Annotated in this window: 12 protein-coding genes, 2 tRNA genes and 1 pseudogene; 5 read left to right on the forward strand and 10 right to left on the reverse strand. The window is 69.2% G+C overall.

What is annotated here, in order from left to right:
* Positions 1-28: 28 nt before the first annotated feature.
* The 4 genes from glxA to ACZ7L6_RS28710 form a co-directional block, all read right to left on the reverse strand.
* Positions 29-1,966, reverse strand: coding sequence for a radical copper oxidase GlxA (gene glxA, locus ACZ7L6_RS28695; protein WP_471928777.1), 1,938 nt, complete (start codon positions 1,964-1,966; stop codon positions 29-31).
* Complete coding sequence (locus tag ACZ7L6_RS28700) at positions 1,963-3,972, reverse strand: glycosyltransferase family 2 protein (RefSeq protein ID WP_471928779.1); 2,010 nt, start codon at positions 3,970-3,972, stop codon at positions 1,963-1,965. The genes glxA and ACZ7L6_RS28700 overlap by 4 nt, the downstream gene beginning before the upstream one ends.
* Positions 3,973-4,296: 324 nt before the next feature.
* The gene (locus ACZ7L6_RS28705; protein ID WP_471928781.1) at positions 4,297-5,013 is read right to left on the reverse strand and encodes a FadR/GntR family transcriptional regulator; all 717 of its coding nucleotides are present in this window, start codon (positions 5,011-5,013) and stop codon (positions 4,297-4,299) included.
* Between the two features lie 358 nt (positions 5,014-5,371).
* A tRNA-Lys gene (locus ACZ7L6_RS28710) sits at positions 5,372-5,445 on the reverse strand.
* A 184-nt stretch (positions 5,446-5,629) separates the two neighbouring features.
* Here ACZ7L6_RS28710 and ACZ7L6_RS28715 point away from each other — a divergent pair.
* The 5 genes and pseudogenes from ACZ7L6_RS28715 to ACZ7L6_RS28735 all read left to right on the forward strand — a co-directional run bounded on the left by ACZ7L6_RS28715 (position 5,630) and on the right by ACZ7L6_RS28735 (position 11,176).
* Positions 5,630-7,015: a peptidoglycan-binding protein gene (locus ACZ7L6_RS28715; RefSeq protein WP_471928783.1), complete on the forward strand. Its 1,386-nt coding sequence runs from the start codon at positions 5,630-5,632 to the stop codon at positions 7,013-7,015.
* Positions 7,012-8,139 (forward strand): SPFH domain-containing protein, encoded by a 1,128-nt coding sequence (locus tag ACZ7L6_RS28720; RefSeq protein ID WP_471928785.1) that lies wholly within the window; start codon positions 7,012-7,014, stop codon positions 8,137-8,139. Before ACZ7L6_RS28715 ends, ACZ7L6_RS28720 begins: the two co-directional genes overlap by 4 nt.
* 141 nt (positions 8,140-8,280) lie before the next feature.
* Positions 8,281-8,886, forward strand: coding sequence for a lytic polysaccharide monooxygenase auxiliary activity family 9 protein (locus ACZ7L6_RS28725; protein ID WP_471928787.1), 606 nt, complete (start codon positions 8,281-8,283; stop codon positions 8,884-8,886).
* Between the two features lie 89 nt (positions 8,887-8,975).
* Positions 8,976-9,443: a DUF3592 domain-containing protein gene (locus tag ACZ7L6_RS28730; protein WP_471928789.1), complete on the forward strand. Its 468-nt coding sequence runs from the start codon at positions 8,976-8,978 to the stop codon at positions 9,441-9,443.
* A gap of 48 nt (positions 9,444-9,491) precedes the next feature.
* Positions 9,492-11,176 (forward strand): annotated as a pseudogene (locus ACZ7L6_RS28735) (AMP-binding protein).
* Positions 11,177-11,370: 194 nt separating this feature from the next.
* Here ACZ7L6_RS28735 and ACZ7L6_RS28740 read toward each other — a convergent pair.
* The 6 genes from ACZ7L6_RS28740 to ehuB form a co-directional block, all read right to left on the reverse strand.
* Positions 11,371-11,444, reverse strand: a tRNA-Lys gene (locus tag ACZ7L6_RS28740).
* 120 nt (positions 11,445-11,564) lie between these two features.
* The gene (locus ACZ7L6_RS28745) at positions 11,565-12,323 is read right to left on the reverse strand and encodes an IclR family transcriptional regulator (protein ID WP_471928791.1); all 759 of its coding nucleotides are present in this window, start codon (positions 12,321-12,323) and stop codon (positions 11,565-11,567) included.
* 163 nt (positions 12,324-12,486) lie between these two features.
* Entirely contained in the window at positions 12,487-13,263 is a 777-nt protein-coding gene (gene ehuA, locus ACZ7L6_RS28750; RefSeq protein WP_471928793.1) for an ectoine/hydroxyectoine ABC transporter ATP-binding protein EhuA, read from the reverse strand.
* Between the two features lie 10 nt (positions 13,264-13,273).
* Positions 13,274-13,924 carry an ectoine/hydroxyectoine ABC transporter permease subunit EhuD gene (ehuD, locus tag ACZ7L6_RS28755; protein ID WP_471928795.1) on the reverse strand — a complete coding sequence of 217 codons (651 nt, stop codon included), beginning with the start codon at positions 13,922-13,924 and terminating at the stop codon, positions 13,274-13,276.
* Complete coding sequence (gene ehuC / locus ACZ7L6_RS28760) at positions 13,921-14,643, reverse strand: ectoine/hydroxyectoine ABC transporter permease subunit EhuC (protein ID WP_471928797.1); 723 nt, start codon at positions 14,641-14,643, stop codon at positions 13,921-13,923. The genes ehuD and ehuC overlap by 4 nt, the downstream gene beginning before the upstream one ends.
* Positions 14,643-15,572: an ectoine/hydroxyectoine ABC transporter substrate-binding protein EhuB gene (ehuB, locus tag ACZ7L6_RS28765; RefSeq protein WP_471928799.1), complete on the reverse strand. Its 930-nt coding sequence runs from the start codon at positions 15,570-15,572 to the stop codon at positions 14,643-14,645. The genes ehuC and ehuB overlap by 1 nt, the downstream gene beginning before the upstream one ends.
* Positions 15,573-15,603: the final 31 nt, after the last annotated feature.

Genomic DNA, 15,603 nt, shown 5'->3' on the forward strand with positions numbered 1-15,603 from the left:
ACGGAGGGCGCCCCCAAGTCATCCACGGCTACGGGACCTTGACCCACTGCGCCTTGCTGGGCGTCCCCTGGTCGTCGGTCACGAACAGCATGTACCAGCCCGACGGAACCAGGTTCCGGTTCGTCGGCACGGTCACCGTGATCTTGTCCCCGGACTTCTCGAAGTCCAGCGCGACCGACCGCTGGTCGACGTCCGTGACGTGGGTGGACGCGCTCGGCCGGATCAGCCGTACGTTCTGGATGGACGAGGCGTGCTGCGAGGTGAACGTGCCCGTCCCGCCGCGCCTGATGGTCTGCGGGCCACCGGACAGCGACGGCTGCGCGTCCCGGTACAGATACGGCGGCGTGTAGATCTCGATCCGCTGCTCGAACTTGCCCGGCTTGGTGTTGGCCTTGTCGGCGTACAGCGAGTCCGAACCGAAGAACATCACGCGGCCGTCGGGCAGCAGGATCGACCCCGAGTGGTAGTTACGGCCCACCAGCGGGTCGGCGACCCGGTCCAGGGTGCCCTTGTCCGGGTGGTAGATCCGCGCCTGGAGGATGTTGGAGTCGCCGCGGCCCCGGTAGTCCTCGGAGCCGCCGGACACCAGCACGGTGTCGTCGGGCAGGACCGAGGCCTGCGGATAACGCGTGCCCTTCTCCAGCGACGGCCCGTCCACGAACTTCGGGTCGTCCGCCTTGAGATCGATGATCCGCGTCTTGTTGCTGGACTCCTTGGACTCGCCGACGCCACCGCCGCCGATCACCATGTACTTCTCGTCCTGCGCCGGCGGCAGCAGCACCGTGCCGGAGGTCTCCATCAGCTTGGGGTCGCTCAGCCCGGGCAGCTTGGTGAACTTGTTGGTGGCCACGTCCCAGATGCCCGGATCACGGCCCACGTCGTCGGGGCCGTAGCCCGCGTTCGAACCCGAGTAGAAGACCTTGCCGTTCTCCAGCGGGAACAGCGCCGGGTACGTCGGGAACTGCCGGATCTTCGACGTGTACGTCCACTTCTTGGTCTTCGGGTCGTACAGCTCGTTCTTGCCCGGCACCAGCTGGCCGATGTCGTCGAGGCCGGAGACGCTGAGGATCTTGCCGTTGCCCAGGGTGGTGAGCGTCGGGTACCAGCGGGCCTCGTGCATCGGGTCGACCTTGATGTACTTCTCGGCGACCGGGTCGAACTCATAGCTGTCCCGGATGCCCTGGAAGTCCTTCTTGTCGAGGGCGAGCTTCTGCGCGATGCCGTAAGTGTTACGCGCGTCGGCGCCGGTCAGACCCTGGATGCGGTAGTTGTCCTGGGTGCCGGTCTCGTATTTGGCGCCCTTCTTCTGCGCCTCGACGTAGATACGGCCGAGACCGGGGTCGTTGCGCAGGAACTTGCCGGTCGCCTTGTCGAAGACCTTCTTCGCGCGCGGCACCAGCACCGGGTCCTTGGAGACGAACGTCTTGCCGTTCTCCTTGCCGGTGAACTTGGTGCCCGCGGGCAGCGTGATCGGCTCGTCCGGGTTCTCGTTGTGGACGATCATCAGGCCGCCGGCCTTGGTGACGTCACCCTTGAGCTTCTCGTACCGCTTCGTACCGCCCGCGATCAGCAGGTTGCCGTTGGCCAGCTGGGTGTGGCCGGTGCAGAACAGGTCGTTCGGCGTCGGCACCTTCTTGATCGTGCCCTTGACCGGGTCCCAGATCCGGGTGTCGTACTTCTTCGCGTCGAAGTTGTCCTGATTGTTGCCCGAACCCGCGATCAGCAGCACCTTGCCGGTGTGCAACAGCGCCGCGTGGATGGTGTTCTGGCGGTACTCCTCGGGAAACTCGACGATCTCCCACTTGCCGTTCTCGGCTTTGTACTCGGGTTTGTTGATCTGGTACTGGTGGTATTTCTCGGTGCCGACGCGATAGAGCCACGGCCCGTTCATCCCGGCCAGCGCGAGTACCACCGCCGTACCTATCGCGAGTCGACGGGCGCGGCGGCGGCCTGCACGGTCGTTCATTCCTTACGTCCCCCAAGTCCACCAAGGGCGATCTGCATCGTCTGATCGTTACCACCACTGCCGGACGCGGCCCAACTCGGCTTGTGCTGCGGCGCGTGCGGGGCATGCCCCGTGTGCGGAGCATGGGACCCGTGCGGAGCATGGGACGCGTGCTGCGCGGGCAGCGGTTGCGGCTCCGGCTGGTACGGCGCGGGCTGGGCCGGCACCGGCGCGGCGGGCTTCTTCTTCTCCTGCCGCAGCATGTAGCGCCAGGCGAAGATCGGTGTCGCGGTGATCAGCATGGCGAAGGTCGCCCAGATGATCATCGCGGGGTGCGAGTGCCCGTACACGAATCCGGCGGCGATCGACGCGCCGAAGATCACGATGAAGTACCAGTGGTACCGGAAGGTCCCGAACCACCGGTCGGGGCTGGCCGAGTCGCCCTTCGGCGTCACCACGAACTTGCTCTTCTTGCGCAGCACCGAGTCGATCAGCGCCTTCGCGTACAGCGGTGCCGACAGCGCGGACATCACCATGCCGGCCACACCGCCGGAGCCCTCGGGCTCGTGCGGGGAGACGTTGTGGCGGCGGTTCCAGACGTACAGGCCGATCTGGAGCGCGGAGGCGTTGCCGTAGAGCATCAGCCAGATCGTCGGGTCGATGTTCACACCCGAGGCGCCCAGGCCCAGGAACAGCGCGCAGCTCAGCGCGGCCAGGATCCAGTTGAGCGCGGACATCGGGTAGAAGATGATCATCATCGTGTAGTTGAAGAGCTTGCTCGGCGGCAGCGAGTACCAGCCCTTCCAGTACTGCTTGAGGATCGTCTCGTACGTCCCTCGCGACCAGCGCATCTGCTGGGTGAAGAAGTCCGTCCAGGCGCTCGGGCCCTCACCGACGGCGAGCACGTCCGGCGTGTAGACCGACTGCCACTTCTTGCCCGTGGCCGGGTTCTTGTGGCGGTGGATCTCGAAGCCGGTCGCCATGTCCTCGGTGATCGAGTCGTACAGACCGCCGATCTGCTTGAGCGCCTTGATGCGTACGGCGTTCGACGTACCCACGAACATCGGCCCGCCGTAGCGGTTGCCCGCGCGCTGGATGAGGGCGTGGAAGAGGAACTGCTGCGACTCGGCGGCCTTGGTGACGAAGTTGTCGTAGTTGCCGTACACCTGCGGGCCGATGACGAAGCCGACGTTCGGGTCGCGGAAGAAGCCGAGCATCCGCTCCAGGTAGTTCGGCAGCGGCACGTGGTCGGTGTCGACGGAGGCGAAGAAGTCGTAGTCGTCGCCGTGGGCGTCGAGCCAGGCGTTGTAGTTGCCGTGCTTGGTCTTGGCGCGGTGCGGGCCCTTGGCCTGGTTCCACTTCGCGACGCCCTTGCGGGAGAAGTGGTGCACGCCGAGCCGGGCGCAGACCTCCTTGACCTCCGGGTCGTCGCCCTCGTCGAGGAGCCAGACGTGCAGCAGACCCCGGTGGCGCAGCTTGACGGCCGCCTCCAGGGTCTTCGTCACCATCTCCAGCGGCTCCTTGCCGGGCACGAAGGAGGTGAGGAAGGCCACTCTCGTGCCGGTCTCCGGCACCACCGGGATCGGGTCGCGGGCGACCAGGGTGGCGTGCGCGTTGGACAGCACGTTCATGCAGCGGAAGAACTCGATCAGGCCGATCGAGACGAGCATGACTATGTCGAGCGCCGGCAGGAAGTCGAAGGCGGGATAGTCCCGTTCGGTCCAGTGCTCGGGCTGCAGCAGCCAGAACAGCAGGACCAGGGAGAGCACCGGGGCCGCGGCCAGCATCAGCGCGACTCTGATCCGGTGCGGTTCCTGCGAGATCAGCGAGCGGTACTGGACCCGGTACGGCTTGTTCGGGTCGGGCTGGGTGAGGGGACCGGCCAGCCGGCTGTAGTGCTCGTAGTCGTACTTGGGCAGCGTCTTCTTGATCCGGCGGAACGTTCCCGTCCGATGCGTAGGCACCCTGAGTTGGGTGGTCTGAGACGGGTCGAAGTTCTGCCGGGCGCCCGTCGGCGTCGACGTCATGAGTCATCCCCCCACACGCAGGTCACCGCGTGTCTCTCGGTTCCGTTTACGACTGTGTCGATCCCCCTCGACCGTCACAGGCGTATCAGTGGCGGGCCGCAGTCACCACATCTTCTCCACCATAGACATGGAACAGCGACCTTCCGGTTGCATCATGCCCCCCTCGGCATGCGGTCATGAACGGGGCCCCCTACTCCCCGGCAAAAACCGGCAACCGGCTCCTTGCCCCCCAACTGCCGCGAATCCGCAGCATCTTGAAAAACCAATCACCAGGTTCTACGTCGTCTCACATGATCGCAAGATGCGAAACGAGGTGTTTACCGGTCATACGCGCTCATTGTGGCACCTGTGGGGGTGTTGTGTACCCGTTGTGGACACGCGGGCGCGGATGTTGCCGAAGTGCTCGCTTATGGCCTCCTCCGCCCGTATTGCGTCGCCCGACCGCACCGCGTCCACGATCTCCCGGTGCTGCCGGCAGGTGACCAGCGGATCCTGCGGGGCGCCGCCGAGGTCGGTGTGGACGCGGTGGAAGGCGTCCCAGAACGCCTCCATGACCTCGCCCAGCAGCGCGTTGTCCAGCCCCCGGTAAAGGGTGGCGTGAAACGCCCGGTCGGTCTCGGCGATGCCGTCGCCGCCCCGCGCCGCCTGCTCTTCCATACGGTCCACGAGCGCGTCCAGTTCAACGAGGTCGGCGTCCGGAACCCGCCCCGCGAGCCGCGACACCAGCCCCGTCTCCACGGCCTCCCGAAGCTGCAGCAGCTGGAGCAGGGTGTCCTCGCCGCGGTAGTGCCCGGCGACCGTGCGGAAGGCGAGGCCCTCGATCATCGGCGCCAGGGACATCGAGCCGACGTAGGTCCCGAACCCGTGCCGGATCTCGACGATGCCCATGGCCTGCAGCCCCTTGAGCGCCTCGCGCACGGAGTTCCGGCTGGCACCCAGAAGCGCCATCAGCTCGGGCTCCGTCGGCAGCGGGGCCCCCGAGGGCAGCCGACGGTCGATGATGAGCCTCTTGATCCGCTCCTGAAGGTCACGCGCTGCCATGGCCAGAGGGTATCCGGCCAAACACGAGAACAGCCCCTCGCTTGCACGAGGGGCCTTCACCGTCTGTGCGCCGCCAGGGACTCGAACCCCGGACCCGCTGATGCTGCATTTCCCGGGGGGTAACCCCCGGACCCCCAGCCGCCCCTGCAGGACCCGGGGGGCCGGCCCAAAAGCGAAGGCCCCCCGCACTGGCGAGGGGCCTTCACCGTCTGTGCGCCGCCAGGGACTCGAACCCCGGACCCGCTGATGCTGCATTTCCCGGGGGATGACCCCCGGGCCCCCAGCCGCCCCTGCAGGACCCGGGGGGCCGGCCCAAAAGCGAAGGCCCCCCGCACTAGCGAGGGGCCTTCACCGTCTGTGCGCCGCCAGGGACTCGAACCCCGGACCCGCTGATTAAGAGTCAGCTGCTCTAACCAACTGAGCTAGCGGCGCCTGCTGACGGCGTAACTCTACATGACCTTCGAGGGTGCTCCTGACCGTGGGCAAGGGGGTGGGCGAGGCCCTCGGGGCCGCCGTAAACCATTCGGACCGTCAACATGCGAGTCCGGAAGACAGTTGTGAAACTGACGGTGTGTACAGGCGTGGACATTTCTATCTGGAGTGTGAGGGGAATCGCATGGAGACTCGGACTCCGGTATTCGAGGAATTCGATCCGGAGAGTGACTGCGACTGCCCCGGATGTGTTCACTGGCGACGCGTCCTGCCGCATTCCACGACCGCCCGCCACCCCGCCCTGCACCGGGCACTGATCGTCGCCGCAGCCGCCTCCGCCACCCTCGCCGTCGGCCACACGGCCCCGGCCCTCGCCGCCCCCCATCCTCCCGATCAACCCGGCGTTCCCGCAGGTGACGAGCCCGCGTCGCCCCAGGGCGGCAAGGCCCCGCTGCACGGCCCGGGCGGCCGGCCGGCCAAGCCGGGCACGCTCAAGACGCCCACGACCACCCGCGCGGAGATCATCAGACGGGCCAAGAAATGGGTCGCCGAGAAGGTGCCGTACAGCATGTACAGGTACTGGTCGGACGGATACCGGCAGGACTGCTCGGGTTTCGTCTCGATGGCCTGGAGTCTGCCCGGAAACGAATGGACCGGAAGCCTCGACCAGTACGGCGTACGCATCGCCAAGGAGGATCTGCAGCCCGGCGACATTCTTCTGTTCCACAATCCGGCGGACCCCCAGAATGGCTCGCACGTCGTCATTTTCGGCGGCTGGACGGACCACACGCACACCTACTACGTCGCCTACGAGTCGATCCGCCCGCACGCCCGCCGACTGGTCACCCCGTACGCCTACTGGACCCACTCCGACCACTACCTCGCGTACCGCTACAAGGGGCTGGTGAGCGGCGCGAAGGGGTCGAAACCGGGCACCGGCCTGTCGGACACGGGTCAGTCGGACACCGCCGAGCCCAAGGACCCCGAGCCCGGGACGCCGTACCCGGGACGGGCGTATTTCGGCCCCGGAGCCAACAACAAGTACGTCACCCAGCTGGGCCGGATGCTCGTCGAGCGCGGTGCCGGCCGGCACTACTCCTCCGGCCCGGGCCCCCGCTGGACGGACGCGGACCGCAGGGCCACGCGCGCGTTCCAGCTGGCGCAGGGCTGGCGGGGACGGGACGCGGACGGGCTGCCGGGACCGCGGACGTGGGAGCTGCTGGTGACGGGCAAGGGCAACGACGTGAAGGCGGCCGGGGCGGGTGCCGCCGGGCAGCCGTCGTCGCACGGGGTGCCGGGATATCCGGGGCGGGCGATGTTCCGGCCGGGCGCCGGCAACGAGTACGTCACCCAGCTCGGCAGGCAACTGGTGAAGAAGGGATACGGCAAGCACTACAGGACCGGGCCGGGGCCGCGCTGGGGCGAGGCGGACCGGCGAAACGTCGAGGCCTTCCAGCGCGCCCAGGGCTGGCGGGGCGGCGCGGCGGACGGCTATCCGGGGCCGGAGACCTGGCGACGGCTCTTCTCGTCACCCGGCACCCCCGGTGCGGAGGCTGGAGGCACCCCTTGACCACGACCACTTCTCACCCGCCCGAGTCGGAGGGCGTCCCGGACTCGGGGGCGGCGCCTCGCCCGCCGCGGCTGATCCAGAACGAGGCGACCACCGAGATCCCCGTCCATCTGCTGTTCCGCGACGGCCCCGACCCGGTCTCCGTGCCGCTGAGGCCGACGGTCGTGGCACGCCGGCAGGGCACGGGCGAGCAGCCGCGCCTGCGTCAGCCGGTGCAGCCGGCGCCGCGTTCCGTGCCGGAGATGGACCGCGACCTGGTGGAGCGGCCCGCGCGGGTGCTGCCCGGGGCGGTGGGTGTGCTCGCCGGGGCGTGCGGGGTGGCCGGGTGCCTGGCCACCTCGTGGTGGGCGGGGGTGCTGCCGCCGCCGGCGGTGGAGGTGCTGGCGCTGCCGGCGTCCGCGGGGGCGGGGCTGGGGCCGGTGCAGTGGGCGGCGTACACGGGGGCCGGGGCGCTGGGGCTGTTCGGCCTCGGCGGGCTGGCGCGGGGGCGGACCGGGCGGGCCTGGGTGCTCGGGCTGTTCGGCCGCTACCGGGGGACGGTGCGGCGCACCGGCCTGCTGTGGGTCAACCCGTTGGTGCTGCGCCGCCGGGTCGACGTACGGCTGCGGCACTGGCGGAGCGAGCCGATGGCGGCGGCCGATGCCGGCGGGGTCGCGCTGCGGGTGGTCGTACTCGTGGTGTGGCGGGTGCGGGACACCGCGCGGGCGCTGCTCGGGGTGGAGGACCACGAGACGTATCTGCGCGAGTGTGTCGAGGCGGCGCTGGCCCGGGTGCCGGTGGAGATGCCGGGGACCTCGCGGGGAGCCGTCGAGGCGGCCGGGGAGACGCTGACGCGGCTGGTGGGGCGGGACGCGGAGGCGGTCGGGCTCGAGGTGTACTCGGTGCGGCCGGTGCGGGTGGAGTACGCCCCCGAGTTCGCCGCCGCCATGCACCGTCGCCGGATCGCCGCGCTGGACGCGCAGCAGCGGGCGTCCGTGCTCACCTCGGTCGTGGACTCGGTGGAGGACACGGTGACGCGGCTGACCATGCGGGGTCTGGTCGAGCTGGACGACTACGAACGCAAGGCGCTGGTCAAGGACTTGACGGTGGCGTTCTGTGTGGGGCGGGGCGAGGCGGGCACCTGACGGGCGTCCGACGGGCGCCTGACGGCCCGTCGAACGTGTTCGTCGATTGGTATGGACATGTTCAACAGTCAGCAATAATCTGGGACTTGGTCTAGACCTGCAAGCTCACTGAACCTCCCCCACGTTCCCAGGAGCAGCAGCATGCGCAGAAAGACCAAGTGGTACGCCGCCGCACTCGGACTCACCACGGCCGGCGCCCTCGTGCTCTCCGCCGGAGGCGCGAGCAGCCACGGCTACACCGACCTCCCCATCAGCCGGCAGAAGCTCTGCCAGAACGGCACCGTGACCAACTGTGGCCCCATCCAGTGGGAGCCGCAGAGCGTCGAGGGCCCGAAGGGCTTCCCCGGCTCCGGCCCGGCCGACGGACAGATATGCAACGCGGGACTGGGTCAGTTCGCCCAGCTCAGCGCCCCGAGGACGCCGTCCGGCGGGGCCTGGCCCACCACCCGGGTGACGGGCGGCCAGAGCTATACGTTCCGCTGGCAGTTCACGGCCATGCACGCCACGACCGACTTCAAGTACTACGTCACCAAGCCGGGCTGGAACCAGAACCACAACCTGGCCCGCTCCGACCTCAACCTCACCCCGTTCCTGACCGTCCCTTACAACGGTCAGCGGCCACCGGCCACCCTCTCCCACAGCGGCAGGCTGCCGTCCGGGCTGAGCGGCCACCACGTGATCCTCGCCGTCTGGACGATCGCGGACACGGGCAACGCGTTCTACGCGTGCTCGGACGTCACGTTCTGAGGTTCCCTTGAGTCAGCGCCCCGGCCGGCGTGGGTACGTTCCTCCCACGCCGGCCGAACGAAGGCCGTGCACGGCCTTCGGGGGACCTCATGGAAGCCTTCTTCTACATCGTGCCCGCCATCATGATCGCGATCGCCTCCCTGGCGGCGGTCACGGTGATCCGCCGCTCCCTGCGGGTCAGCCGCGCCTGGGAGAGCGGTATGACCGCCGAGGCGCGCTGTTTGCGGGCGTACACCAGGACGAGCGGCGGCGGTGGTGACAGTTCGGTGCACACGACCCTGTACCACGTGTACGAGTTCACCACGCGCGACGGCCGTGGCGTCCGGTTCGAGGAGGGGGGCGGGCCGGGGACGATCGTCGAGGGTGACATCGTCACCGTGCACTACGTGCCGGACGACCCGGAGACGGCCACGGCCAAGCCCCCGGCGCCCGGGAAGCTCGCGGCGGGCACGGGGTGCGTGCTGGCCTTCCTGGGCGTGTTCATCCTCGGCGCCATCGCCTTCATGGTGGTGACGCACGCGATGTTCTCCACGGCGGACGACTTCCTGCAGCCGTAGGGCTCCGGCACTCCACATCTGACGGTACGTCAACTACCGTGCGCCTCCATGGAGTCCACTACGGGGCGCACGGTCGCGGAACTCGTGGCGGCGCGGTGGGGCGACCACCGGCCGGGGCTGTGGTTCGAGGGGCGGGCGCGCACGCAGCACGACGTGGCGGCCGGGGCCGCTGCCCGGGCGGCGCTGCTGGCCGACCTGCTGCCACCCGGCGCCGAGCCGCACATCGGCGTGCTCCTCGACAACACCCCCGAGTACCCGATGTGGTTGGGCGCGGCCGCCCTCGCGGGGGCCGCCGTCGCCGGGATCAACCCCACCCGGCGGGGAGCCGAACTCGCCCGCGACATCCTGCACACCGAGTGCCGGATCCTCGTCACCGAACGGTCCCACCTGCCCCTGCTCGACGGCCTGGACCTGCCCGGAGTACGGCTGCTGCTGACCGGCACACCGGAGTACGACGACCTGCTCGCGCCGTACGCGGACACGGTGCCCGACGCCTCCCGCGCCGCCCCGCACGACCGCCTCCTCCTCACTTCACCTCCGGCTCGACCGGCGCCCCCAAGGCCGCCATCTGCACCCAGGGGCGGCTGGCGGCTGCCGGGCGCTCCCTGGCCGACCAGTTCCTGGTCCGCCCCGACGACGTGCACTACGTCTGCATGCCGATGTTCCACGGCAACGCGGTCATCGCCGACTGGGCGCCCGCCCTCGCGGCCGGTGCGGGCGTGGCGCTGCGGCGGCGGTTCTCGGCGTCGGGGTTCCTGGCGGACGTGCGGCGGTACCGGGCGACGTACTTCACCTACGTGGGCCGCGCGATCCAGTACCTCCTCGCCACCGAGCCGCGCCCCGACGACCGGGACCACACGCTGCGGCTCGGCTTCGGCACGGAGGCGGGCTCAGTGGACGCCGCCGCCTTCGAGCGGCGGTTCGGGGTGCGGCTGGTGGAGGGGTACGGGTCGTCCGAGGGCGGGGCCGCCGTGCAGTGGTCGCCGGGGACGCCGGCGGGGGCCGTGGGGCGGGGAGCGCCCGGGCTCGTCGTACTCGATCCGGAGACCTGTGCGGAGTGTCCGCCGGCCGTCTTCGACGCGGACGGGCGGCTGGTCAACGGGGACGAGGCCATCGGGGAGCTGGTCAACCGGGGGCCGAGCCCCTTCGAGGGGTACTGGCGCAACCCGGAGGCGGAGGCGGAGCGGCGGCGGGAGGGCTGGTACTGGACGGGGGACCTGTTCTGCCGGGACGCCGACGGCTATCTGTACTTCGCCGGGCGCGGCGACGACCGGCTCCGGGTGGACGGCGAGAACCTGTCCGCCGCGATGATCGAGAACATCCTCGCCCGTTACGAGGGCGCGGCCGCCGTCGCCGTGTACGCGGTGCCGGATCCGGTGACCGGGGACCAGGTCATGGCGACGATCGCGGGCACCTTCGACCCGCTGTCCTTCGCCGGCTTTCTGGCCGCCCAGCCCGATCTGGGGACGAAGATGGCGCCGCGGTTCGTGCGGGTGGTGGAGCGGATGCCGGTGACGGCCACGAACAAGATCCACCGGGCGGGGCTCAGGCGGGAGGGACTGCGGTGTGCCGATCCGGTGTGGTGGCGGCCACGGGGGGAGCGGACGTACCGGAGGCTGACCGAGGCGGACGTCCAGGCGCATGCCGAAGGGCCCCTCGCTCCCACGAGAGGCCCTTCCGCCGGGGGTGTGGGTGGCGGAGCCCCCACAACGCGCGGCGAAGCCGCGCAATAACAGAGATGGCGAGGTGGTTCGCGCTTTCTGCGAACATGCCTCGCCATCGCCATGGTGCGCCGCCAGGGACTCGAACCCCGGACCCGCTGATGCTGCATCTCCCGGGGGATAACCCCCGGACCCCCAGCCGCCCCTGCACGACTCAGCTCGAAAAGCGAAGGCCCCTCGCTCCCACGAGAGGCCTTCGCTGTCTGTGCGCCGCCAGGGACTCGAACCCCGGACCCGCTGATTAAGAGTCAGCTGCTCTAACCAACTGAGCTAGCGGCGCATGACTCCCGCCGACCGCGCGTTCGTGCTCTCGCGGCTGGCGACAGAGAAAATACTACCTGGTCCCGACGGGTGCTTCTGACCACCGGTGCTCGGTGATCAGAAGCAGCTCGGTCAGTGCCTAGATCGCCAGCGACAGCAGCACCGGCGCGGCGTTCCGGTTCAGGGTGTCCGCCGCCTGGCGCAGCCGGTGGGCGTGCTCGACCGGGAGTGACAGGGCCAGGCAGCCCACCGAGGATCCGGCCGTGATCGGGACCGCCGCGCACACCGTGCCCACCGCGTACTCCTGGAGGTCGAGGTGGGGGACGGTCGGCGGCTGGGACTCCAGGCGGGAGAGCAGGACCCTGTCGCTGGTGATCGTGCGCGAGGTGAGGCGGGCCATCTTGTGACGGGAGAGATGGTCGCGCCGCCCGTTGTGGTCGAGCTGGCCGAGCAGGCTCTTGCCTATCGCGGTGGCGTGGGCGGAGTAGCGGAAGTCGACCCACTCGTTGACCACGGGTGTGGCCGGGCCGGCCGCGTACTGGTCGATCCTGACCTCTCCGTCGACGTACCGGCTGATGTAGACGGCGGCGCCGACCGAGTCGCGCAGCCGGTCCAGGGTGCGCTGGAGGTTCTCGCGCAGGGCCTGCTCGCGGCCCTGCGCGGAACCGAGTCGGTTCAGGGCGTCGCCGGTGACGTACGCCCCGTCGGCGACCTGCTCGACGTAGCCCTCGCGGCGCAGCATCCGCAGGAGGCTGGTCAGGCGCTCCGGGCCGATGCGGGTGTGCCGGGCGAGCTCGGCGTCGGTGATTCCTGTGCTGTGCCGCACCACGGTCTCCAGGACGCGCAGGGCGTCCTGGGCCGAGTGGTACGGCGCGGTCGGCTCGTGCTTCAGCGCCACGGTTCCCCCTGCGGTCGCTCCAGTGCCGGATTGCAGTCAGCCAATCCCCTTCACCATAACCGGCAAGAGGCTTGTAGTGAGCGGTTGTTGACGAGATTGCGACGCCCTCAACTGCGGTTCTAGCACTCTGGCATATGCCAGGAGCATGCTCCGGGAGGGGTCGTCACAGCACCGCGCTGAGAAACTCCCGGGTGCGGTCGTTCTCGGGGTCGTTGAAGATCTTCTCCGGCGAGCCGGCCTCGATGACCCGCCCGGAGTCGAACATCAGGACCTGGTCCGAGATGTCCCGGGCGAAGTTCATCTCGTGGGTCACACAGAGCATGGTGATGTCGGTGCTGCGGGCGATGTCCCGCAGCACGTCCAGGACGCCCGCGACCAGCTCGGGGTCCAGGGCCGAGGTCACCTCGTCGAGCAGCAGCACCTGCGGCCGCATGGCCAGTGCCCGGGCGATCGCCACCCGCTGCTGCTGGCCGCCGGACAGCTGGGTCGGGCGGGCGTCGCACTTGTCGGCGAGGCCCACCATCTCCAGCAGTTCACGGGCGCGCGCGTCCGCCTCGTCCTTGGACAGCCCGAGGACGGTGACCGGGGCCTCGGTGATGTTGCGCAGCACGGTCATGTTCGGGAACAGGTTGAACTGCTGGAACACCATCCCGATCTTCTTACGGACCTCACGCACCTGCTTCTCCGGGGCGGGGAAGAGCTGCTCCCCGGCGACCGTGATCGTGCCCTCGTCGGGCTTGGCCAGGGTCATCAGAAGCCGCAGGATCGTCGTCTTGCCGGAGCCGGACGGGCCGATCAGGGTGACGTGCTTGCCGGACGCGACGGAGAAGTCGAGCCGGTCGAGCACCGTGTTGGATCCGAAGCGCTTGGTGACGTTGTCGAAGCGGATCAGTTCGCCGCCGTCCACCGGAGGGTTGGCGCTCGCGTCGGGTTCTTTCATCAGAGGGGTGTCAGCTGACAAGGCGTCGCTCCAGGGCTCGTACGAGAAGGGAGGCCGGATAGGCGATGAAGACGAAGGCCACGCCGATGACCGTCAGGGGCTCGGTGAACTGGAAGTTCTCCTGCGCGAACAGCCGCGCCTCGCCGAGCATCTCCATGACCGTGATCGTCATCAGGATCGGGGTGTCCTTGAGCATCGCGATGACGTAGTTGCCGAGCGCCGGCACGACCCGGCGGATCGCCTGCGGCAGGATCACCACCCGCCAGGTCCTGGTGACCGGCAGGTTCAGTGCCGTCGCGGCCTCCCACTGGCCGGCCGGCACCGCCTCGATGCCGGCGCGGTAGACCTGCATCGTGTACGTCGAGTAGTGCAGCCCGATCGCGAAGACGCCGGTGGTCAGTGCCGAGGCCGTGACGCCCCACTCGGGCAGCACGTAGAAGAGGAAGAACAGCTGCACCAGCAGCGGGGTGTTGCGGATGAACTCCGTGACCACCCCGACCGGCCAGCGCACCCAGCGCGTCGGCGTCCGCATCAGCAGCGCCCACACCAGGCCCAGCGCGAACGAGATCAGCGAGCCGAGGGCCAGGATCTGCAGGGTGAGCAGCAGCCCGTCCCAGAAGCGTGGCATGAAGTCGGCGACAGCGCCCCAGTCCCAGGTCATCCGAGAGCACCTCCCGCGCCCACGCCGGTCGTCTCAGGGCGGCGCAGCTCCTGCTCGGGCGTGCGCCCGACGGACTTGCCGACACCGGCCTTGAGCTTGCGTTCCAGTCCACGCATTCCCCGCGTGAGGAGGAAGGCGATGACGAAGTAGATCAGCAGGACGTAGGTGTAGATCTCCGCGCTCTCCTGCAGCGCGAGCCGCACCAGGTTGGCGCTGAAGGCCAGGTCGCCCATGCCCATGACGGACACCAGCGCCGTGCCCTTGAGCAGCTCCACCAGGAGGTTGGTGAAGGAGGGGATCATCTCCGGCACCGCCTGCGGCAGCAGGATCAGCCGCATCCGCTGCCACGGCGTGAAGCTGAGCGCGATCCCGCCCTCGCGCTGCGCCGGGTCGACGGAGTTCAGGGCGCCGCGCACGATCTCGGCGCCGTACGCCCCGTAGGTCAGTCCGAGCGCGAGCGTGCCGGCCCACAGCGGGACCAGTTGCCAGCCGAAGGCGACCGGCAGCACGAAGAACACCCAGAAGATCATGATCAGGGCGGAGGTCCCGCGGAACACCTCGGTGTAGAAGCCCGCGAGGAAGCGGACGATCCACAGCCGGTGGGTGCGGGCCATGCCGACCCCGAAGGCGACCGCCGCCGCCACCAGTGCGCTCAGCACCAGCAGCTGGACGGTGATCCAGATTCCTTGCAGTACGAGTTCCCAGAGTCCCGAGGTCATCAGCCTGTCCCCCCTCCGCACAGCTCCTTCGCGGTGAGGTCGGTCATCTCGGCCTCGGTGAAGCCGAAGGGCTTGAGGATGCGGAACAGCTCGCCGCTCTTCTTGAGCTTGTGCAGCTCGACGTTGAAGGCGTCCCGCAGCCTGGTCTCGGTCGGCCGGAAGGCGAAGGCGCCGCCGTCGACATGCGGTTTGCCGCCGACGAGGGGCGCGAAGGCCTTCGTGGCCTCCGCCTTGGCGGACTTCTTCACGACCTCGCGAGTGGTGAGCGCCGTCCCGGCGAAGACGTCCACGCGCCCCGCCTCGACCGCGTTCAGCCCCGCGACCTGGTCCGGCACGATGAGGATGTCGCTCTCCTTGTACCCCGCCTCGACGGCGTACTGGATCTCCGCATAGCCGGTCCCGGTGGCGAACTTGGCCTTCTTCTCGACGACGTCCTTGTAGTCGTGCAGCCCCTTCGGGTTCCCCTTGCGCACGATGAAGGAGTCGAGCATCTGGTAGTCGGGGTCGGAGAAGATGACCTGCTCACAGCGCTCGGGATTGACGTACATCCCGGCGGCGACGACGTCGAACTGCTGGGAGTTCAGGCCGGGTATCAGCGACCCGAACTCGGTGGGCACGGGCTGCACCCGGTCCACCCCGAGGCGTTTGAAGACGACCTTGGCGAGTTCGGGCGCCTCACCGGTGAGTTCACCGTTCTTGTCGATGTACCCGAAGGGAATCTCACCGGCGATCCCGAGCCGTACGACACCGGCGGCGCGCAGCCGGTCGAGCAGCTCGCCACCCTCCTTCGTGGAGGCCGTGGCCACGCGGGAGCAGCCCGCCGCGCCCAGCGCGCCGAGCGCCGCCACCCCCGCGAGCAGCGACCGGCGTGTAGGGGTGCCCGATCTGTGTCCGACATGTGTTTCGACATGTTCCAGTGGTGGAGCCATGGCGGCGCGGCTACCCGAGACCATGCGATGT

It is taken from the genome of Streptomyces sp. NPDC107522, assembly GCF_055657525.1.